At 55.1% G+C, this 20,177-nt stretch carries 17 protein-coding genes and 1 tRNA gene; 7 read left to right on the forward strand and 11 right to left on the reverse strand.

The window, feature by feature from the left end:
• Positions 1-363 precede the first annotated feature (363 nt).
• Positions 364-2,244, reverse strand: a complete 1,881-nt coding sequence (locus EI42_RS13635) for a WD40 repeat domain-containing serine/threonine protein kinase (RefSeq protein WP_111322859.1) — start codon at positions 2,242-2,244, stop codon at positions 364-366.
• A gap of 185 nt (positions 2,245-2,429) precedes the next feature.
• Between EI42_RS13635 and EI42_RS13640 the strand changes: the two genes are divergently transcribed.
• Positions 2,430-2,516: transfer RNA gene (locus tag EI42_RS13640), tRNA-Leu, on the forward strand.
• A gap of 55 nt (positions 2,517-2,571) precedes the next feature.
• Here EI42_RS13640 and EI42_RS13645 read toward each other — a convergent pair.
• From EI42_RS13645 to EI42_RS13655, 3 genes are all read right to left on the reverse strand, one after another.
• Positions 2,572-4,482, reverse strand: coding sequence for a glycosyltransferase (locus tag EI42_RS13645; RefSeq protein WP_111322861.1), 1,911 nt, complete (start codon positions 4,480-4,482; stop codon positions 2,572-2,574).
• 445 nt (positions 4,483-4,927) lie between these two features.
• Positions 4,928-5,407: a hypothetical protein gene (locus tag EI42_RS13650; RefSeq protein ID WP_146505368.1), complete on the reverse strand. Its 480-nt coding sequence runs from the start codon at positions 5,405-5,407 to the stop codon at positions 4,928-4,930.
• A gap of 16 nt (positions 5,408-5,423) precedes the next feature.
• A complete protein-coding gene (locus tag EI42_RS13655) occupies positions 5,424-6,122 on the reverse strand; it encodes a hypothetical protein (protein ID WP_111322865.1) in 699 nt (232 codons plus the stop codon).
• Positions 6,123-7,057: 935 nt separating this feature from the next.
• Here EI42_RS13655 and EI42_RS13665 point away from each other — a divergent pair.
• Positions 7,058-8,383, forward strand: a complete 1,326-nt coding sequence (locus EI42_RS13665) for a peptidoglycan recognition protein family protein (protein WP_111322869.1) — start codon at positions 7,058-7,060, stop codon at positions 8,381-8,383.
• A 57-nt stretch (positions 8,384-8,440) separates the two neighbouring features.
• On the opposite strand, the gene EI42_RS13670 is transcribed toward EI42_RS13665, so the two are convergent.
• Complete coding sequence (locus EI42_RS13670; RefSeq protein ID WP_111322871.1) at positions 8,441-10,297, reverse strand: DUF4832 domain-containing protein; 1,857 nt, start codon at positions 10,295-10,297, stop codon at positions 8,441-8,443.
• A gap of 213 nt (positions 10,298-10,510) precedes the next feature.
• On the opposite strand from EI42_RS13670, the gene EI42_RS13675 reads away from it, so the two are divergent.
• The 4 genes from EI42_RS13675 to EI42_RS13690 all read left to right on the forward strand — a co-directional run bounded on the left by EI42_RS13675 (position 10,511) and on the right by EI42_RS13690 (position 13,521).
• Positions 10,511-11,182, forward strand: coding sequence for a hypothetical protein (locus EI42_RS13675; RefSeq protein WP_111322873.1), 672 nt, complete (start codon positions 10,511-10,513; stop codon positions 11,180-11,182).
• Positions 11,183-11,244: 62 nt separating this feature from the next.
• Entirely contained in the window at positions 11,245-12,057 is an 813-nt protein-coding gene (locus tag EI42_RS13680; protein ID WP_170142604.1) for a nucleotidyltransferase domain-containing protein, read from the forward strand.
• A gap of 15 nt (positions 12,058-12,072) precedes the next feature.
• Positions 12,073-13,038: an aldo/keto reductase gene (locus tag EI42_RS13685; RefSeq protein WP_111322877.1), complete on the forward strand. Its 966-nt coding sequence runs from the start codon at positions 12,073-12,075 to the stop codon at positions 13,036-13,038.
• A gap of 219 nt (positions 13,039-13,257) precedes the next feature.
• On the forward strand, positions 13,258-13,521 hold the full coding sequence (locus EI42_RS13690; RefSeq protein ID WP_211326162.1) for a hypothetical protein: 264 nt from the start codon (positions 13,258-13,260) through the stop codon (positions 13,519-13,521).
• A gap of 127 nt (positions 13,522-13,648) precedes the next feature.
• Here EI42_RS13690 and EI42_RS13695 read toward each other — a convergent pair whose 3' ends face one another.
• From EI42_RS13695 to EI42_RS13720, 6 genes are all read right to left on the reverse strand, one after another.
• Positions 13,649-13,855, reverse strand: coding sequence for a hypothetical protein (locus EI42_RS13695; RefSeq protein WP_111322881.1), 207 nt, complete (start codon positions 13,853-13,855; stop codon positions 13,649-13,651).
• A gap of 18 nt (positions 13,856-13,873) precedes the next feature.
• A complete protein-coding gene (locus tag EI42_RS13700) occupies positions 13,874-15,217 on the reverse strand; it encodes a phenylacetate--CoA ligase family protein (protein ID WP_111322883.1) in 1,344 nt (447 codons plus the stop codon).
• A 113-nt stretch (positions 15,218-15,330) separates the two neighbouring features.
• Entirely contained in the window at positions 15,331-16,482 is a 1,152-nt protein-coding gene (locus EI42_RS13705; RefSeq protein ID WP_111322885.1) for an acyl-CoA dehydrogenase family protein, read from the reverse strand.
• A 26-nt stretch (positions 16,483-16,508) separates the two neighbouring features.
• Complete coding sequence (locus tag EI42_RS13710; protein WP_111322887.1) at positions 16,509-16,913, reverse strand: RidA family protein; 405 nt, start codon at positions 16,911-16,913, stop codon at positions 16,509-16,511.
• 80 nt (positions 16,914-16,993) lie between these two features.
• On the reverse strand, positions 16,994-17,839 hold the full coding sequence (locus tag EI42_RS13715; protein WP_111322889.1) for a class I SAM-dependent methyltransferase: 846 nt from the start codon (positions 17,837-17,839) through the stop codon (positions 16,994-16,996).
• A 136-nt stretch (positions 17,840-17,975) separates the two neighbouring features.
• Positions 17,976-18,797 carry a metallophosphoesterase family protein gene (locus EI42_RS13720; RefSeq protein ID WP_111322891.1) on the reverse strand — a complete coding sequence of 274 codons (822 nt, stop codon included), beginning with the start codon at positions 18,795-18,797 and terminating at the stop codon, positions 17,976-17,978.
• A 317-nt stretch (positions 18,798-19,114) separates the two neighbouring features.
• On the opposite strand from EI42_RS13720, the gene EI42_RS13725 reads away from it, so the two are divergent.
• Complete coding sequence (locus EI42_RS13725) at positions 19,115-20,164, forward strand: S66 family peptidase (RefSeq protein ID WP_111322893.1); 1,050 nt, start codon at positions 19,115-19,117, stop codon at positions 20,162-20,164.
• Positions 20,165-20,177 lie beyond the last annotated feature (13 nt).

A 20,177-nucleotide genomic window follows, 5' to 3' on the forward strand; every position in this document is an offset into this window, starting at 1 on the left:
AGAAGCATACACGACTTCCCTTATTCCTCAATTACTTGATACTTTCTCTCATGTTTCTCTCAGGGAGATTATTTTTCAAACTCCTCTCATTGCACTTGTACTGCGCCCTCCGCTTGCAGAAATAACGACTTCTTTTACAAATGAATGGGCAAAACCGCGACGTCCGCTTACATAAGATCATGCAGAGGACAGCGCTTTTCTTATGTAAGAGCAGGGAGCGAATACGCTGCATAGAGAGGAAGATTTCTTTACTGGCTTCTCCTCTCCTTTCCTTACACTTTTCCAGCTCTTTTGCATCTAAAAGAGAAACCCGACTGCTTCTCTATCGAAACAGCCGGGTAAATACTATCAAGGAATACCTGGCTATACGCGCGCCTGCCAGATATGCACCGTTCCATCATTGCTCGCAGAGGCAATCCGCGCCCCGTCCGGAGACCAGACAACCGCATTCAGCGCCGCCAGATGGCCCTGATACTGGAAGCGGACACGGCCATCCAGCCCATTACAAAGACGAACGCTCTTATCTGTACCACTCCCGCCAGTCGCGAGCCAGTAGCCGCGGTGGGCCCATGCCAGCGTACGCGGCCAGCAACCGGGCTCATCATACCCACGAAAGGTATATGCCAGCGTGCCTGTGTCCGCCTGCCAGACCTGCACCAATCGATCGGATGCAGCAGAAGCCAATAATACCCCATCCGCAGACCAGCTAAGCGCATGAATGGTAGAAGCGGGCGCGTGCCCCTGAAAAAGCGTCACCTCCTGAAAGCGTGGCTCATTTCCATTCTCGCTCAGCTTCCAGACCTGAACCACACCATCCGAGCCGCCAAAGGCGATAGAGCGCCCGTCAGGAGACCAGATAACTGTTTTCATGCGGGCGCCATCCATTGTCTTGCTTCCCCCGGTGAAGTAGACCTTGCCACTCATTCGATTCCAGACCTGTACAGTGCCGTCACTGCTTGCCGAAGCCAGCAATGAGGGCTGTCTGTGCGACCAGGCAAGCCCATGTACTGGCGCTGCATGCCCCACAAATGCACCAACCTGCCGACCAGTTGCGGCCTCCCAGATCTGCGCGGTACCGTCATACCCGCAGGAAGCAACCAACCTGCTGTCAGGAGACCAGGCAAGGGATGCAATCAGGCTCTCTCCGCGTGCATGGCCGTCATAGATATACAGGGTGTCGCCTCGCGTTGCCTCCCAGATATGCACCTTTCCCAGATGATCGCCCGACGCAATATACTGGCCATCCGGTGACCAGGCAAGCGCCGTGACAGCGTGCTCGCACCCCGCACTGTGCCCCTGATAGATCAGGTACGTTGAACCAATCGCTCCATAAGCGTGAGTATCCTGAGTGTCAGCCTCATCTATAAACGGCTCTACCAGTTCGCGAATCAGCTCGGCGGGCGGATTCCAGGCAGTGAAAGTGCTAGCGGGTAGAATATCGTTCACCACGTCTTGAGCCGCAACCTGTTGCAGGGTGTCGCGCACATCTGCCATCCGCGCCGGACGCTTCTCCGCATCAAGTTCCAGCATCGAGGCAATCAGGCCCTCAAGTGCGGGATTCCCGAGCGAGAGCGGCGGAAAGAGAAACGGCGTGTCGGCAGGATCACGTCCAGAAAAGAGGTAGTGTAACAGCGCTCCCAGACTATAGATATCAGAACGCGGGGTTGTCTGGGCCCGTCCGTACTGTTCGGGCGCCGCATACCCGGGCGAACCAAAGGCGACTGTATCATGAGCCTGCCCCGGCTTAAAATGCCGCGCAATGCCAAAATCAATTAAATAGAGATGTCCCGATGCAGTCCGCATCACATTTGAGGGCTTGAGATCGCGAAAAATAATCGGGGGTTCATGCTCATGGAGGTATTCAAGCACGTCACAAAGCTGCCGTGCAATCTCAAAAATTTCGGGAGCAGGCAACCAGGCGTGCGCTGCGCGAAGTCGTTGTAAATACTGTTCCAGCGACTCACCCTGAATATAATCCATGACCAGATATGCCTTGCTGCCTTCTTGAAATTGCTCATAAATACGGGGCAGATTGGGATGCAATAGATCGGCGAGAATCAAGGCCTCATGGGTGAACGCGGCGGTCGCCTCATCCCGATCTTGAGGCGTGTTCGATAGCAACATCATTTCTTTAATCGCAACCAGACGATTACCTAACCCGGTATCTCTCGCTTTATAAATAGAGCCAAAACCTCCGCGCCCTATTTCCTCAAGTATTGCATAACGTTGGTGCAAAAGTTCCATAACACATACTCCTTCTCTACACCTATATCTCTAGATATACGTTCTGCACAGAGATATGTTCTCTTCAATTGAGGAGGGAATACAGAAGGGTTGAGGTTTTTTGAAAAATGGCCGATTTTGTCGAGGTTTTCTCTTGACAACCGCCTCGATTTCCTGTAATATAAGCCCAGTCGAAAGGACAATATGCCGAAGTGGTGAAACTGGTAGACACGCAACGTTCAGGGCGTTGTACTCGCAAGGGTGTGTGGGTTCGAATCCCACCTTCGGCACCAACAAAAAAAGCGCCGGTGGTTTTTCACCGACGCTCTTTTTCTTTTCTGTCTGCTTTTATGCACACTGCATCTGGTCTTCGCCCTCTTCCTCATCAGCCACACCAGACCATTCCTTCCGGGCCAGCTCAGCAACCCAGCGGAAGCGTCCTTCGAGTCGCTCATTCTTCAGCAACGTCAATGCCAGATAGAGCCAGCAAATGGCGTTAGGCACCGTCAGGTAGTCTTTTCCAGCCAGCTCGACCGCTGCCATGCTCATGCGCTCGTACAGGCTCGTATCGGTCAGCAGATCATAGATGTGCTGCGCGACCTGAACCGTGTTGTCAACCTCGACGAGATGACCGTTGACACCGTTGACAATTTGCAGAGGGATACCACCAACGTGGTACGCCACAACCGGCTTGCCCTTCATCAGTGCCTCGGTCACTTTCACCTCGAATCCCTCTTTTGTAGAGAGTTGCAGCACAACGCTACTCTTGCGCAGCAGGGTATTGAGCAACTGGTCACGATGTGGCAGGCGTGCAACCTTGACATCGGATGCGAGCGCTGCGTACAGATCTGAGCGCAGCAGCTCCTGCACATGGTTGAAGATGGGCACGCCATCGGGATCGTCTACCGAGCCATTCCCGGCGATCACGAGCTGAGGAACCGGCTGCTGCCGCTCCTGGAGCATGATGCACAGTCGGCGATACGCTTCCAGCACATCAGGAATGCCCTTTGAAGGATCGAAACGCGCAATCTGCACGATGTACGGGCGCGTCAGATCGAGCGGCGTCTGTCCCTCGCGTTCCAGAATCTCATTGAAGAAATGCAGATAGTGCTCCATCTGCTCTTCACTCAGCTCTTTGTTCAGCCCATCCAGTGGATCGGTGGTTGCAGGCATGTAGAGCACTTTATCATCAGGGACGTTTTTCGGGACAAACATGCTCATTGGATGACTGACAAAGTAATCAGCATCCTTGATGGTCTGCCAGAGAAATTCCCAGGTGATGTTCTGTGGCGTTCCCGGCTGAGACGCCAGACTGCTGACGATCTGAATATGCGAACGATAGATGATATGCGCGTGCGGGTTTGCCTGCTTGATATACGGGATCAGTCCAGCAGGCTGCGGATCATCGATCACCAGCACATCGGCCTGCTTGAAGACATCATGCAGCAGATGAGCATTTTCAGCCGACCAGGCATTGAATACCGCTTTATCTTCATCGGTCAACACCACATCGGGCGCTGCGACTGCCTGCAAGACGTTATGGAACTTGCGCTTTGTGATATCGAAGACCTCAGCATTCGGTACCAGAACGTACCAATGGGCGTCAACATTCATCAGACGCAACAACCGGATCAGGGCATGCCGCATCAGAGCAACGCCACCACCACGCGGTGTCGCGTTCACAAAGACCAGCCGCTTCCCCTGAAACGCCTGAACCAGACGCGAAAGCAGCGCGAAATCCTGCGGAACGGTTACGGCTCGATAGTCATCAAGCGTCACCAGATCCGCAACCCCAACTTCTTGCGAGAGGCTGAGAGGAATCTGAACCACGTTCTGGGCATCGAAATTGGCGGCCACTTCTCGCACCAGCTTTTCTAATGGCTCCTCGCGCGGTGCAGCTATAATAAAGGGAACAATATCTTCTTTCAGCCAGAGTCGCGAGAACAGGTGAGCAAGGGTATCATCTTTGCGTATGGCCGCTGCAATAATTTGCTGATGCCGTTGCGCAACAAGCTCGCTCAGCCATGCGGACAGCTCTTCTCCCACATTCCCCGAAAGCTGGCGGGTTTCAGTCAGAACGCTATCGCCCACAAGCTCAACAAGCGTGACACCATTGTCAGAGCTCTCCAGACCAATAAATGCAGTTAGAGGTGTCTTTACAGAAGGAGTAGAGTGCTCCGGCTGTTGTACCCGCACTACCGGAGCCCCGGCTACAGGCATCTCTTCAACGACTTCACTGGCGTTGGTAAGTTGCGTCATTTCGGTAAATCCTCTCAAAATTCTAGTAGTAGTAAGATGATTCCAGATACATGGATGAACCTTGTACGATTCAACATCGACACATTTTCCAGTTTGCTCAGGGAATTTCAATAGATTTTTAATCTGGATTAAGCTTTCGCTGAAAACTGAAAATGGGCCGAAGAATGATGAAATGGAAGGGTTCAGTATAAGGCGAGAGGAAAGTGTACCATGAACGGGTGTACATGGGCGCTTCCCGAAAAAACGTCCGTCCTTTCTCTTGCTCTTCTCTCTACTTATGAGAACACTTTGATGTGTCTCTTTATTTCATCTATTAGTATTATGATACAAAAAGCAGACAACCACAAGAGAAAGATATTTGCTTTTCCATAAAAAAAGTGGCTACCAGCGTGCTGATACGCACAAATACTGATAGCCACTTTTAGCTATAGAGAATTGAGAAAGGTTATTCGGCTGGAGAATATCCACCTTCTTCGTCTGTCTCGCGCTCTTCCAGCCGCTCTATCCCTTTCCGCGCTCGAGGTTTCGGTGGATACTGTGTGCTCCCTGCCACATGCTCCGAACCACTGCTTGTATATTGGTCGGTGCCAAGATCGTTCCCCGGAGGATGGGCGTAATCGCCGGTCCCGATCAGGTCCTTATCCTGCTTTATCCGGTCGCGATCCTGGCCCGTATTCTGTTTCTGACGGGGCTTCTCACGTTCAGCCATAGTACACTGCTCCTTCTTGCTTCTAGCCTTCTTTCCTTGCTCTCTGAGAGCACGATTCGGAGCCTCAGAAGGTAACAGCTTCTGCTTGCTGACCGCGTCCGGACGGCATGACGCGCATTCCCAGAGTGGCAGCCCGGTCTTTTCCACCACATAGCCGGGCAACTGTGCAAAGAGCGCTTCCGCCTTCAGGGGATCAAATTTGACGCTCGAACTCATCTGTAGCATCACGTATCTACCAATAGCGCACTGTTTGCAGCGGGCGACCGGTGATCTCCCGCCGATATATCACGCTTTCCAGCAAGGGCAGCCCGGTCTTTTCCACCACATAGCCGGGCAACTGTGCAAAGAGCTTCTCGACATGTAAGGCAGGCTCATACCCGCTATCAAACCAGATCTGCCGCCCGGGATCGCGCCAGCGCAGAAACTGAACGCCATCTGAGATCTCATAGATCGCATGCCGTTCTTTCGCCCTGTAACATACAAAATACTTCACTGTATCCCATTGCATGGCTACCTGCTTGCCCCCATACAGAGCGAGTATTCCATCCTCATCAACAAACAGGGAGGGCCAGCGGTAGGGCATGCTCTGAGAGGTGTAGAGAAACAGGATCCAGCACAGGAAGGCGAGCAAAAGCGGTACGACAGCAAACATTCTGAGGGTAACAAGCTCTTCAGGATGCGTTGAGCCCTGAGCCTGGAAGAAAGCACAGAGACATCCCACCCAGGAAAGGACTGCAAACACACAGGCTGCTCTGCTCAGGGTTCTGGCTGACGAGTACTTTTTCTCTACGTTGATCTGTAGCTCAAAGCGTTTCAGCTTCACCTCTTCCTGTATCTCTATCTGCTTGTAATCGCTTGTTTTACCATGTAATAGATTCTTACGCGTCTCCATCGTTTGAAAAGTCGCGCTATCAAAAAGAATCGCCAGCACCCATCCTCCTCCTATCAATACGAGCAGCAAGCACAGTATAATCACAAAGGGGTCAAAAATAGATTCCTGCTATTATATAGTATGATTCGATTGTAAGTGCAACAAAGGCGACATTCAGCATAGCTCTGGTGAGAGTCGCTTTGCGATCCTTCGCTAAAGGATCGAAACCGATCCTCGAACTCATCTGTATCATCGCGTATCTACCATTTCCAGAACCCTATGAGACTAACTGCGCGAAGATTCGGTCGCGCTTCCGAGCATCGATCAAAGGAAGTCCTGTTCGGGCCACGAAGATTGACGGAAGCTCACTGAGTCCCTCTTGCCCCTGATAGTCAAAGGAGGCCGCCAGCCCGCTTACCAAGCATACTCGATAGGAGTGCGGTCTGTCCAGAAGGCAAGAGAAAGAGGGAAAAGGCATAATTGTCTTTTCAGGGATATTCAGGCTCTTCCTTCTTCGGGCGCACCACAGGCCAACAGTCCAGCGACTCCATAGCCGCTTCAAGATCCGGAGAGCCCACACGCAAAACCGAGCCCCGTACGCCCGAAACGCCGGGACAGCATTCCCGTCCTGCAATCGAGTTCTCCAGAGCACTGGACCCACAACGTTGCCCACGACGATGATCACCCCATTTTCTTCACCCTTCCCTGGGAAATTTGGTTCTCGCGGCGGAACCTCTGGTTGTGATCCTGCGTGCGCCCGGCCCGGGATATGGGTGCATAAAGCCGCCTGTAGTACCAGGTAACGCCCTGGTAGAGCGAGGAGCAGATGATAGATTTTATACCCTCCCGGAAGGCCTATCCCTACTTGTAGAAACGTGATGACACATCTATAATTGTGCTAAAGTAAAAGTAATTCATACTTTTCTATGAGCTCACCGGGAAAGACCGAGATACATCATTGTTGATCTTTGAATAGCACTGGGAGATTACCATTCATGTGTCAAGATTGCCAGCGTAACAGGACTGGCCCTCACACCGCTCCAATGCGCGTGCGCCCGACAACCGAACCAATGCCCAGGACGCCGGTTCCACGGCGAGCTTCGGCGAGACAGCAACCACCTCGCATCAGCCCGACGCGTCGCTATCTGATTACCGATACCGCACCGTTGCCGCGCCCTCGCGAAAAGACCAGCCGCCGTCATCTGTTGAAAGCCAGTATTATCGCGATCGGCATGGGTGCTGCAACAGCACTAGGAGCGCTTGAGGTCCGAAGTCTGATCACCCATGAACCGGTGATCACGATCTTTCCCGGCACCTCGCTCTTCCCGGATGCACATACCCTGCCAAACGACACGCCAGCCATTCATAATACGAGCGCCTGGAAAGCGCGACCGCCATCCGGGCCGCTCCCGATCTTACCACAGAAAAGCACCAAGATTCTGATTCATCAGACACAGACATCCAATACCGGAGATACCTCGCTCGGGCACGCCTACTCGCTCGCTCGCACAATCCAGAATTTCCATATGGATGCGAACGGTTGGCCCGATACCGGACAGCATTTCACCGTCACTCGAGGCGGTTACATTCTGGAAGGGCGGCATAACAGTGTTCAGGCGCTGATGTCGGGTTCCTATCATGTCGTCGGCGCACACTGCCCCGAGTTGAATAGCGAGGCGATCGGCATCGAGAACGAAGGAACCTACTTTAGCGATCTGCCGCCAGAAGCGCACTGGAACGCTCTGATCTCCTTCTGCATCTTCATCTGTAAACAATACGGGTTTGGCGCAGAAGGCATCTTCGGGCACTGGGATTTCAGCAACACGGACTGCCCCGGCACGCGTTTCTACTCGCAGCTTCCACGCCTGCGCAAAGAGGTTGCTCAGCGCCTCGGACAAAGCATGCCCCCGCTCACGTGGCCCGATCACCGCCCGGGAACCAGCGGCGAAACGGTTCGCACCCTGCGCACCCTGCTCAATCTGCACTATCGCAATCTCGGCGTTTCCGACGACTTTAATGACGAGACCGAGGATGCGCTGAAGCGCTTTCAGACGGAACACCGGCTTCCGGCGAATGCCTACACAACCGCAAAAACATGGGAGGCGCTTGTCATGCCGCTCAATAAGAAAAGTACCGGTGATGTTGTTCGTGCCGTGCAGAGTCATCTGCGGATGAAGGGCTTCGGCGCTGACGTCAACGGGCGCTTCGATGGCAAGACGATCAGCGCCTTGCAGAAGCTCCAGCAGCTCCACGGGCTGCCCGCCACCGAGGAAGTCGACCTCAAAACATGGTGCGCATTGCTCGGCGGCGTCATCGGCTAGCGCAAAGCACCAGAAAAGGGGAGACCTTCTTGCTCCCCTTTTTCTTTGTTGTGCAGCTTATTGTATCCGAATCGCGCCCAGTGTATATGAGCCATCAGCAAGCGGGCCCGGCTTGATGCTGAGTTGCAGCGGGCGGTAAAAGCCCTGAGTGTCACGTACCTGAAGCGTCAGCGTGTAAGTGCCACGCGCCAGCGTCTCAGGCAGCACGAAACTCTCATCGTCGCTCGTCGTGCTCTGTGGCCCGATGCTCATCAGAGACAGATTTGACTCATCCGACCAGACCACACGCCCATCTGCATTCCGCAACTGATAGACGACGCTCCACGGATGGTAGACAGGAGCAACGCCATCGTTGGCCCATTGCACGCTGATCACCATCCTGCCACCCGGCGCAACCGTCGTTGACAATGTTACATCGTTCAGCACAAAACGATATCCCGACCGGCGGAAAATCTCCAGAAGCGCTTGCTGCTGCGCGTGAGTATAGCTGGAGAAGTCGCGCAGGTTGCCGCCTCCGTCGCCCACAACCGAGGCGCGGAACGTCTGGATATCGGTCAAAGCCTGTTGAAAATCGGGGTCCTTCCCAAAGTCAAAGTAGATCGGCGCTTTCGGCCATATCGCCTCTACCGCCTGGACGTTTGCTCGTGCTCCATCAAGATCGCGTGTGCCAAGCCCGTTCACACGCAGACCCACCGGAAGCGCCCGTTGTAAGCCAAGCGCATACTTCAGCGCGTCCAACTGATAGGGGAACATCAAGAAGCGCTTCCCCGGGAACGCGTTCACCTGAAGATCGATAAGCTTCTTCATCTCCTCAAGCGAGAGCGTATCTGCTTGCTTATCGTCGGAACAACTTGCACGCCACTCGCCCATGCACCCATACAGGCCAATATCGATCCAACCGAGGCTCTTCTGATCCCCGAATTTTGCCCCGAGCTGCTGGAAAAGCTGCTCCGCACGGGGCAGGAATTGCGGATCTTTGTAGCCCTTCAGATCATCCGGCAGGCATTTCTGACCCGGAACCTCGGCCATGACGCGCAGATTGAGCATATACTGACGGCTTTGTGCCTGCTTCAGTTGGTGCTCTAACTGCCCGAAGGTATACTGATGCGCGGTCGGTTCCAGATCGCGCCAGCAGAGCCGAAGAAAGGTATCCGTGGTCGGCCAGCCATCGGGCCGCTGCTCATCGCCATAGAACTGAGCGCCCCGCTGTGGATTGCTCAACTCGCGCCCGCTGGTATCAGGGGTCGGAGTCGGGACAGTTTGGGTAGGCTCTGGCGTTGCCGTCTTGCCCGGCGTCGGAGTTTTGCCCGCTGGCGGGGTATGCTCTGCCGTCGGTTGGGACGAAGGGGGTTGTGACGACTGTGTGGGCGTCTCCTCGGCTGGTGTTTCTGTGTTCACCGGAATTTCTGTGTCATCATATGGGCCGGTATAACCGGGAGGAGCGCCACCAGAGCCGGTCGAATCCGAGTCATCATCCTGAATATCGGACTCGTCGGGCGTCGCGGTCGGCGTGACCGTTTCGGTTGGCGTCACGGTTTCGGTCGCCCCAAAAGTAACAGAGAGAGAAGACCAGTCATTGACGCTTGCGATGCTGGTCGTTGTTGGTTTAGCCTGTGTTTTGATTGGCTTGCCCGTGCTGCCGTATGCATCGATCACCACGCCCCCCGAGAGGAACATGAGCAGCACCACGGCCAGCATCACCATAAATACACGCCTGTTCAGCCAGGTGACGGTTGTCAGGGCTTTGTGTCTCCGCGCCACAACGGTTGCTTTGGGCATCGTTGTCACAACCAGCGGGACCGCGGAGAGGATGCGATGGTTCAGTGAATGAAGCGGCAAGCCAACTCGGTTGTTCAGGCTCTTCCTACTTGCCTTTGGCGGTTCAGGACCCCTTTTCAGTCTCTCCTGAGCCACAAAAAAACCTCGCCTCTTTCTCTCAACTGGAAAGCATTTTCAACAAAGAATATCCCCATCCATCTACGGCGCTTTCCTACAGTATTGTATCCTACTGCATGCTATTTCGCAAGGTCCACAGTTCGCTGTGGTACCGATGGGCCCGCTGCAACCATTTGAACTGCTCGGGCGTTTTGGTCTATAGAGAGCATGTAGAAGGAGGAACACCCGATCATGCAGCAGGCTGATAACCAACCCTTACAGCCCGAATATGCGCAACAATTACTTCGACGTCAGAACGTGCTGCAAGCCGAAGCAAAGGCCGTCATCCAGGAACTGCATCTGCACTCCCTGCTGCGTTCGGTCGGAACCGTACGACAGGTGGGCAGCTCCTCGCTTGGCCTGCTCGTCTGGCGTGATATTGATTTCGGCGTGTCCAGTCCCGGACTGAGCAGCGCACGTGCCTACGAGCTGATGAAGCCGCTTTATCTCAATCCTCGCATGAAAGAGATTCGCTACTTTAATGAAGGGCCACTGGTCCCCGCGCACAAGAAACCCGGGAACCGCTATTATTACGCGCTGGTCTACCAGTTCGGGCAGGAGAAGCAGGAATGGAAAATTGACATCTCCTTCTGGCTCGATGAGGAACCACGTGCTGAGCCGCTTCAGGACAGGATGGAACGCGAACTCACTCCCGAGCTACGCGGCGTGATCCTCTGGCTGAAAGAGATATGGCACAGCCTGCCAACCTACCGCGCGCAGGTCTATAGCGTCGATATCTACGAAGCGGTGTTGGATCATGGCGTACGCACTCCCGCCGAGTTTGATGCATATCTCGCAAAGCGGGAGAAGCCAACGCGTGCCGCTTCTGCTGGCATGATCCAGAGCGAGCGCCGCTATGCCTGACCGCCTCTGGACAAAGCGCTCTTTCTCCATTATGATTGCAGGAGGACATGAGGAGCGAAAGGATGAAAGAGATGCAATTACCGCTTCCAACCTCCCTGCTTCTGGAGCGCTTTGACGCTCCTGGAGTGCGCTCGATCATCATCACAGGAAGCTATGCGCGCGGCAAGGCCAACCCGTACAGCGACCTTGATCTTGTGCGCCTGACCGACGGAAGCGAGGTCCCGGGCGAAGGGAGCTATCTGCTTGACGGCGTATTTGTCGTTGTCAGCAACAAGAGCCCGGACGCACTTGAGGCCTGCTTTACCGACCCGCGTCGGGCTGTGGCGGCAATCGGCGCGTTGCAGACCGCGATTCCACTGCTTGACCGCGATGCCTATTTCACCCGGCTTCAGCAGCGAGCCCGGGCCTTCACCTGGACCGATGAGCTGCAACAGCAAGCAAACCGCTTCGCCAGTGAAGAGCTCGTCGGGCTGATTGAAGAGGTGCGTAAGGGCCTGGCAGGCCTGCGGAGCAAGGATATCGGGCGCATGCTCAACGCACAATTTGGCCTCACCTGGTCCCTTTCTCGTGTGATGATGGTCCAGCAAGGGATGGTGTTTGCATCCAGCGATAATGCTGTATATGAGGGGGTTGCAACCAGAATCGGCTTGCAGTCACGATGGGTCAGACTGCGGCGTCAGGCGTTTGGCATTGAGGACGAGCACGGCACGACGCCAACGCTGCGCGAGCAGATCATAGCCGGGCTCTGGCTCTATGTCGAGACTGTTTGTCTGCTTGAAGCGGTTCTGCAAGCGGAAGACGCGCCGCTGATTCAGCATACCGTCGAACTGATCCGACGCGACACGCCACCTCTGCCAGGATTCGAGCAATACTAGAGAAAGGAAACAAGCGTGCACTATCGTCGTTTAGGACGCACCGGCCTGAAAGTGTCGGCCCTCTGCCTGGGCGCGATGCAGTGGGGCTATACCACCGACGAAAAGACAGCGTTCGCCGTCATGGATGCCTTTGTAGAGCGCGGCGGCACCTTTTTTGATACCGCAGACTTCTACTCGCGCTGGATCAGCGAAGAGCTGGCAGGCATCTCTGAAACGATTATCGGGCGCTGGCTCAAGGCGCGGCAGAACCGTGACCGCGTGGTGATCGCGACCAAAGTCTATCAGCCGATGGGCACAGGCCCCAATGATCGTGGGCTCTCACGCCAGCATATCATACAGGCGGTCGAAGACTCATTACGCCGCCTGCAAACCGATTATATCGATCTCTACCAGGCGCATGCTTTCGATGCCGAAACCCCGATCGATGAGACGTTACGCGCCTTCGATGACCTGCAACGCGCGGGCAAGGTGCGCTATGTCGGCGCGGCCAATTATCCCGCCTGGCGGTTGATGGAAGCGCTCTGGAAGGCCGACACGGGGCAGACGGTGCGCTACGATTCGCTGCAACCACACTATAATCTGGTGCATCGGGCCGAGTTTGAAAGCGAGCTGCAAACCCTCTGTGAGCAGTATCAGCTCGGGGTGATTCCCTATAGCTCGCTTGCCGGTGGCTTTCTGACCGGCAAATATCAGCGAAACAGGCGGCCCGAAAGCAAGCGTGCTGATAGCGTCCTTAAACGCTACGATAACAAACGCTCATGGGCGATTCTTGAAACAGTGGAACGTATCGCCATCGAACAGGAAACCACACCCTCAGCCGTCGCGCTCGCCTGGCTGCTGGCGCAACCGACAGTGACCGCACCTATTACCGGAGCCAACTCCGTCGAGCAGCTTCTGATCAGCCTTGCCGCGCTGGATCTCTCCCTATCCCCTGCTCAGCTTCAGAAGCTCAATACGGTCTCCAATTGGCAGCAGGAGTAGCCGTATTGGCTACCCTGTCTCCCTCCTTTTCTTCTACTCCGTATCTATGATAGAATATCCATCACCCCATTTTGATTGACCGCTTTCGATTCAAACTCTAGGAAGGGAGTCATTCCGCCGATTAGAAATAGTATGCAGGAAAGATGCCCTGCTGTATCTCTTCTATACATACTTTTCTATACATAAAGAGAAGGAATGACGCCTATTGGAGCTTACACTATGGATATCGTTCTTGATACAGTGTGCACCTTTGACAAAGTAGTGAATCAATTTCTCGCGGAATATTGTGAAATCGGAGAAGACCTTCGCATCACGGATGATGAACTATTTCATGAATTCCGCCAATACTGGTTACAGGTCACGCATGATGACCATTACCCCGCCCTGCTCGGACAGTTCCGTGTCTACCTGACAGAACACGGCTATCGTTCAAGCAGTGGCAAACACCCCGAGTGGTACGGGCTGACGCTGCGTAAACGCTAGCCTCAGCCGCAATTTCCCCCCGGTCTCTCCCCTCCTCCCCTGTGCCACCTATCCCTGCGGATTGGCGAGGGCAAGAAGCAGGCTTCCAGCACCAGGAAACCTGCTCCTCGAGCCGCCAGGCCCGCATCTAGACGCCATAATCGTAAAGCTGCTCAAACTGAAGATGCAGGTCATTCGTTACCTGCCACATCGAGGCCAGCGCTTTGCGCACATTGCAGGTAGCACATGGCGGCAAATCAGAGCGAGCAGCCAGCTTTTTCAGTGCCTCATAGGTCTCCAGCAGCTCCTGTTCGGCCTCGGACAGCGGTTTATTGAGTAGATCCTTTTGCTGCATGCTTACACCTCCTGCACTTTAATACTGCGCAACCGGTCGCGCATCTATCAAACGTCGTGCCTTTAACTCAAAATGCGGCAGCGTGCCATATTCCATCAGTTCAAGGTTGAAACGCAGCCCCTCATGCGCATTCGCAAGATCCTTGCCGAGCTGCTGCCGGAGCTGCTCCCATTCGCCCTCGTGGCCCGGCTTCAACTCCAGCCTGATCGTGATTTCATCCTGAAGATTGTCTTTGCGCCAGAGGTAGATCTGAAACTCATCAATGGATGCGTATTCACGAATAATGGCTTCTACAGCGCGTGGATAGACATTCGTGCCACGAATCAGCTTCATATCGTCCCAACGTCCGCGTATGCCACCTTCGTAGATATCCCAGGTACGCCCACAGGTACAGGTGCTGGCAGGAACGCGCACAACCATATCTTTCGAGCGGTAGCGAATCGCCGGAATGAAGCCGCGCCCGAATGAGGTCACAACCCGCTCCCCGAGCTCCCCATAGCCAACCGGCTCGCCGGTCTGAGGATGAAGAACCTCTTCAAGAAAATGGTCCTCAATAATATGGGTACCACCCGGCTGATGCGAGCACTCAAAAATCATGATGGTGCCAACTTCGGTCATGCCCGCTGTATCACCGACCCTGGCTCCCCAGGCCTCTTCAAGCTGGCGCTTGACCGCCGGAATAGAGCCCGCTGGCTCGCCTGATAATATCAGTTTATTGACGCGGCCCTCCTTCACGATATCAATGCCCAGTTCCTGCGCCTTCTGCCACATGTGCAGCGCATAGGTAGGAGTCGAGCAGACAGTAGTCGCACCCATTTCGATAATCTGCTTGATACGCGCCTCGGTTGTCTGCGCTCCACCCGGGATTACAAGCGCCCCGAGCTTCTCGCAGCAGTAGTGAGCGCCCCAGAAGCCAATGAAGGAGCCATAGCCGAAAGCAAAATACACGGTGTCGGTGGGCCGTACACCAAACGCCCAGAAGCCGTAGGCCCACATCTCGCTGATCCAGTCCCAGTCTTTCATGCTATCCAGCACACGAATCGGCGTGCGACCGGAGGTGCCCGACGTCAGGTGATAGCGAATAGCATTGGTCTGGTCGGTTGCCAGCAGGTCGCCGAAAAGAGGGTTGTCTATCTGGGCTTCCATCCACTCCTCACGCGTCATCAGCGGAATACGACGGATATCGTCCAGGCGTTGTAGCTGATCGGGGTGAAAACCGGCGGCCTCAAAGCGCCGCTTATGAAATGGGCTCTTTGCGTACGCCCATTCACACATACGTCGCAGCTTATGCAGTTGCAGGGCCTGTAGCTCTTCGCGGGGAAGGGTCTCGGTTTTGGGATTCCAGTACTCGGGGTAGGCCATGCGCATTCCTCCTTTTCACGCGCCACCATGCGCGGTCTCAGGAACGCCGAACATAACGTCGCTCGTTATGCCGCTTTACTGCTATACAAACGTCTCTGTTCGTACTTTGTGCGCTACTTCTCTTTTCCAAGAAGGTCGCGTGCAATAATCACTCGCTGGATGTGACTTGTTCCCTCGTAAATCTGCAAACCCTTGATATCGCGATAAAAGCGCTCGACGGGGTATTCGTTGGAGTAGCCGCGATTGCCATGCAACAGGACCGCCTCTGATGCGGCCTTCATCGCGGCTTCGGTCGCAAATAGCTTGGCGATAGAGGTCGCCCGGGTGGTTGGTAAACCCTGATCTTTCAGCCATGCCGCGCGATAGGTGAGCAGGCGAGCGGCATCAACCGAGGCAGCCATGTCGGCCAGCGTTGCCTGAAGCATCTGAAAATCGCCGATCCGTTGTCCGAACTGGCGGCGCTCCCGGGCATAGACAATACAGGCATCCAGGCAGCCCTGCGCAATCCCGACAGCCCCGGCAGCGACCCCCAGACGGCCCCGATCCAGCGCCGACATCGCCACCTTGAAGCCCTCGCCCGGCTCCCCAAGCAGCGCGCTCTTCGGCACACGACACCCCTCCAATGTGATGCGGGCATGCTCCGAGGCGCGATGACCGAGCTCCTTTCCGGGCATGGGGTGCCGCACAAAGCCGGGAGTATCGGTCTCGACCAGAAACGCACAGATTCCTTTGTGCCGCTTCTCTGGCGCCTGCGTGGCAAAGACGATCGCGAGGCGCGCACTGAGACCATTGGTAATCCAGATCTTTTCACCGGACAACAGAAAGTGGTCGCCCTCGTCCTTCGCCAGTGTTTGCATGCTTGCTGCGTCGGAACCGGCCTGCGCCTCAGTCAGCGCATAGCAGCCGATCCACTCGCCCCGCGCCAGCAGCGGCAAATAGCGCTGTTTCTGCTCCTCGGTCCCCCACTCCTGAATGCAGAGAGCAACCAGGCTGGCATGAACCGTCAGGAAGCCACGCACCGACGAATCGACGCGCCCCAGTTCTTCGCACAGCAGCGCATAGCTGACGAAGTCCATGCCGGAGCCACCGTAACGCTGCTCAAGCGGGCCGGCCAGCAAACCCAGTTCAGCAAGGCGCGGGACCAGGTGTGCGGGAAATACGCCGCTCTCATCCGCCTGACGAGCTACAGGGGCAACCTCTTCCTGTGCGAAACGCCGGGCGCGTGCTTGAATCCGTTGTTGTTCCGGGGTCAAAGCAAAATCCATAAAGCCATAGCGCTCCTTTCCGACTGCTACGCGTGAAGCATCGCTATCCCCTGAATCTCGATCAGCACATCATCATCGAAAAAGCGCGATATCTCTAAAAGAGCGATTGCAGGGTAATAGCGCCCGAAGAAGGAGCGATGCACCTGCCCTAATTCCTCTAGATGTGCTTTATACTCGTCGCGATCCCGCACAAAGAACGTGAGCTGAACAATGTCTGTCATTGTGCCGCCAGCACGCTCGACGACGGTTTTCAGGTTCTGGAGCACCTGCCTGTATTGCTCGACCAGATCGCCGGGTGCCACGATCTGGCCCTGCGCATTGAGGGCGGTCTGTCCGGCCAGAAAAAGCAGGCGGCCACCTTCAACCAGGATGCCGTGATTGTAGCCGCCTGGCCGGGCAAGTTCTGGAGGATTTACAATCTCTTTTTGCATAGAGGCCTCTCTGACTCTATTCAACAAACATACGGTGTTGAACATAGTATATCATGTTTCGAGGCCTTTTTCGCTTTCTCTTATTCCTGTGGTTTAAAGCCAATTCCCGACTGCAAAAACCAGATACCACAGAAATTCTCTTGCTGCATCTCTGCCGTTGCCCGGGCATAGAGCATGTCGAGCTCCTCCTGCGTGCTGATGCCAGAGCGAACAATCAGAGGTTGCAGCAGCTTCATCACGGTCGCTGCATTCTCAAACGCCGATGTATGGGCAGGCATACCAGCCGAATAGTTCATCACATGGCCGCGCTGCTCGATATTCACAAAGCCCGCCTCTTGCAGCAAACGTCCCTGGACCGCCGTCACACCCGCGAAGTCGCCAGTCTCGGTGAAACAATGGCCCGCCTTGCGCATCGCCTGAATAAACAGGGAGTTGTAGCGTGTCAGCGAGGGGCTGGTGGTGATGCCGCCCAGCATCTCGCATTCAATGGTACAGAACACGCCACCAGGCCGCAGGACGCGCAGGCACTCCCGCAGGAGATGCGGCCAGTTCTCAGCGCTCAAAAACGAGGTTATCAGCCGCGCATGAACCACATCGAAAGAGGCATCGGGATAGTCCAGACCGGGCCTGACGTCCTTCTGATAGAACTCAACGTGCTGCAAACCCTCATCTTGCACACACATATTCGCATATGCAATCATAATCGAGCTGATATCGACGCCTATCACATGACAATGCGGATAGCGCCGCGCCACTTCCAGCGCCCATTCACCTGGACCGCAGGCAATATCGAGAACCGCTTGCGCCCGTCCCAGAACATCTTCACGCGGAAACAGACCACAGTATTGTGTCAACGCCTGTGCTTGCTTGGTAAGACGAGCCATTTCAGCCACATTTTCGGCATCGGTCATATAGCTGGATGACATACGCTGTCCTTTCCTTCAAAATGAAATAGAGAGAAAAATATCTCTCTCCAGTATATAGCATGCATGCTTGCTTCTGGAACTCATACAGGCATTTTCTCTCTTTTCGCGGCCCGATGTGCAGGAATAGCAACGGGGTTCAGGACAGAATCTCGCGCAGATAGCCCTGCATCCCTCGCTCCTGCCTCCATTGGCGCGGATAGCCAAGCGAGACCTCTTCAAAACGAACCCCATCAACGTAATCGGTAGCGCGAATATGCAAATGGCCATACACGACCACCGAAGCCCCATAGCGCGTGTGCCACTGCTCGGTATACGTCGTGCCACACCAGGGCGCAAAGCGCGGGATACGCTGAAGCCGCCGGGTGAACTGCTGTCGCAAGGGAAAGTGATTCACCAGCACAACCGATTGCGCCGGAGCAAGCGCCTGAAGTCGTCGCTCGGTATAATCGCAGCGTGCGGCGCACCAGGCGGCCCGCGATGGGTAGGGATCGGCATGGAGCACATATTCATCGGCACAGACCGAATGCTGTTCCGCGGCCCATGCAACGACCTGATCCAGTGGCACCGAAGCCGGACGAAAACTATAATCATAGAGCACAAAAAGCGGCGCAATAACCGTCTGACCGCCGTCCCCGGGCCAGGGGACATAGGGATCTTCCGGGGTCAGCGCTCCATGCTCCCGGCAAATCTGCACCAGCCGTTGATACTTTGCCTCTCCACGCAGCTCGTCTCTGCCATCACGCCCGGGAAGCGTCCAGAGGTCATGATTTCCCGGCACCCAGAACAGCCGGGCGAACCGCCGGGAGAGCTCGCTGAGCGCAAAATGAAGCTGCTCCTCCGTTTCGCCGACATCGCCCGCCAGAATCAACCAATCTTCCGGGTAGGCAGGAAGAGCCTTCAGCGCCTCCCGGTTGGCATCATGCCCTATATGAATATCACTGATTGCATACAGTTTCATGCTTCTTACTCCGCTTTTTTCTGAGCCTCTGCGACCCTATAGTGCAAAGCAAACACCACATATCGTGTATCTGTCAAGCAATGACCCCTCGGTGCACACGAAAGAGAGCAAGCGAGGAGTGCACGGGCATCCCGGGCGCGTCTGAGATTGAAATCAGTGGATTGGCAAACGGGCACCACTTCGGGTACAATGAACAGTATATCGACTACCGCGACAGGAGGAGCGCTATCGAGGGCTTTCCTCCTTTTTCATGGTTTTCGTATTCTCTCACATTCTCTATACATAGCGTACGGCAGAAATTCAAAAAAGGTGGTCTGATGTTTACACGGAATTTCCAGTATCCTGCACCGGTGCAAGCAGGCGACAAAGTAGCGATCCTCTCCCCCTCATCTGGCCTGCCCGAAATCTTCCCCGATGTCTACGAACTGGGTCTACAGCGCTTGCGCGATCTCTTCGGACTTCAGCCTGTTGAGTATCCAACCACGCGAAAAATGCACTCTCGCCCCGAAGATCGAGCACGCGATATCCATGCCGCCTTTCGCGATCCTGAGATCAAGGCCCTGATCGCCTCTATTGGTGGAGACGATCAACTAAAAGTGTTAAAGTACCTTGATCCCGAGCTGATCCGCGCAAACCCGAAGCCATTTTTCGGGTACAGTGATAATACCAATCTGCACAACTATCTCTGGAATCTGGGTATTGTCTCATATCATGGCGGCTCGATTCTGGTGCACTTCGGGCGTGGGGGCTCCATGCATCCCGACACGGTTACCTCGCTCAAGCAGGCGCTCTTCACCCGGGGAGAATATGAGCTCAAGCCCGCTCTCCACTGGACCGACGAGCCCGGAGACTGGCGAGACCCCGAGTTTGTCAGGAAGGAGCCGCACATGTTCCCCGGAGAAGGCTGGACCTGGCACAATGCCGGGGAGGTCATCGAAGGCACCACCTGGGGCGGAAACCTGGAAATTCTGGACTGGAATATGCGAGCCAATCGCTACATCCAGCCCGTGGAGAGCTATGCCGGCTCCATCTTCTACATCGAGACCTCTGAAGAGATGCCATCTGCTCTTGAGGTTTATCGCATCCTGATGTGCATGGGTGAACGCGGCCTGTTGAAACAGTTCCCTGCCGTGATCGTGGGGCGCCCAAAGGCCTGGGACCACAATCAGCCATTCACAGCCGAACAGAAGGCACGTTACTATCAAGAGCAACGAGACGCCATTCTACAGGCGTTTCATGAATATAATCCAGCGGCAACGATCGTCTTTAACGTCGATTTCGGGCATACCGACCCGCAATTGATTCTTCCAAATGGCGGCAAAGCGCGAATTGACGGCGTTCAGAAGCGGATCTTTGTCACCTACTAGACCCGGCTCTCAG

This window comes from Thermosporothrix hazakensis (assembly GCF_003253565.1).
GTDB classification, from domain to species: Bacteria; Chloroflexota; Ktedonobacteria; order Ktedonobacterales; family Ktedonobacteraceae; genus Thermosporothrix; species Thermosporothrix hazakensis.

Excerpts from the sequence above, each read along its gene's own strand:
- EI42_RS13635 (WP_111322859.1), bottom strand. The coding sequence starts at position 2,244 with ATGGAACTTTTGCACCAACGTTATGCAATACTTGAGGAAATAGGGCGC.
- EI42_RS13645 (WP_111322861.1), bottom strand. The coding sequence starts at position 4,482 with ATGACGCAACTTACCAACGCCAGTGAAGTCGTTGAAGAGATGCCTGTA.
- EI42_RS13650 (WP_146505368.1), bottom strand. The coding sequence starts at position 5,407 with ATGAGTTCGAGCGTCAAATTTGATCCCCTGAAGGCGGAAGCGCTCTTT.
- EI42_RS13665 (WP_111322869.1), top strand. The coding sequence starts at position 7,058 with ATGTGTCAAGATTGCCAGCGTAACAGGACTGGCCCTCACACCGCTCCA.
- EI42_RS13675 (WP_111322873.1), top strand. The coding sequence starts at position 10,511 with ATGCAGCAGGCTGATAACCAACCCTTACAGCCCGAATATGCGCAACAA.
- EI42_RS13680 (WP_170142604.1), top strand. The coding sequence starts at position 11,245 with ATGAAAGAGATGCAATTACCGCTTCCAACCTCCCTGCTTCTGGAGCGC.
- EI42_RS13690 (WP_211326162.1), top strand. The coding sequence starts at position 13,258 with ATGGATATCGTTCTTGATACAGTGTGCACCTTTGACAAAGTAGTGAAT.
- EI42_RS13695 (WP_111322881.1), bottom strand. The coding sequence starts at position 13,855 with ATGCAGCAAAAGGATCTACTCAATAAACCGCTGTCCGAGGCCGAACAG.
- EI42_RS13700 (WP_111322883.1), bottom strand. The coding sequence starts at position 15,217 with ATGGCCTACCCCGAGTACTGGAATCCCAAAACCGAGACCCTTCCCCGC.
- EI42_RS13705 (WP_111322885.1), bottom strand. The coding sequence starts at position 16,482 with ATGGATTTTGCTTTGACCCCGGAACAACAACGGATTCAAGCACGCGCC.
- EI42_RS13710 (WP_111322887.1), bottom strand. The coding sequence starts at position 16,913 with ATGCAAAAAGAGATTGTAAATCCTCCAGAACTTGCCCGGCCAGGCGGC.
- EI42_RS13715 (WP_111322889.1), bottom strand. The coding sequence starts at position 17,839 with ATGTCATCCAGCTATATGACCGATGCCGAAAATGTGGCTGAAATGGCT.
- EI42_RS13720 (WP_111322891.1), bottom strand. The coding sequence starts at position 18,797 with ATGAAACTGTATGCAATCAGTGATATTCATATAGGGCATGATGCCAAC.
- EI42_RS13725 (WP_111322893.1), top strand. The coding sequence starts at position 19,115 with ATGTTTACACGGAATTTCCAGTATCCTGCACCGGTGCAAGCAGGCGAC.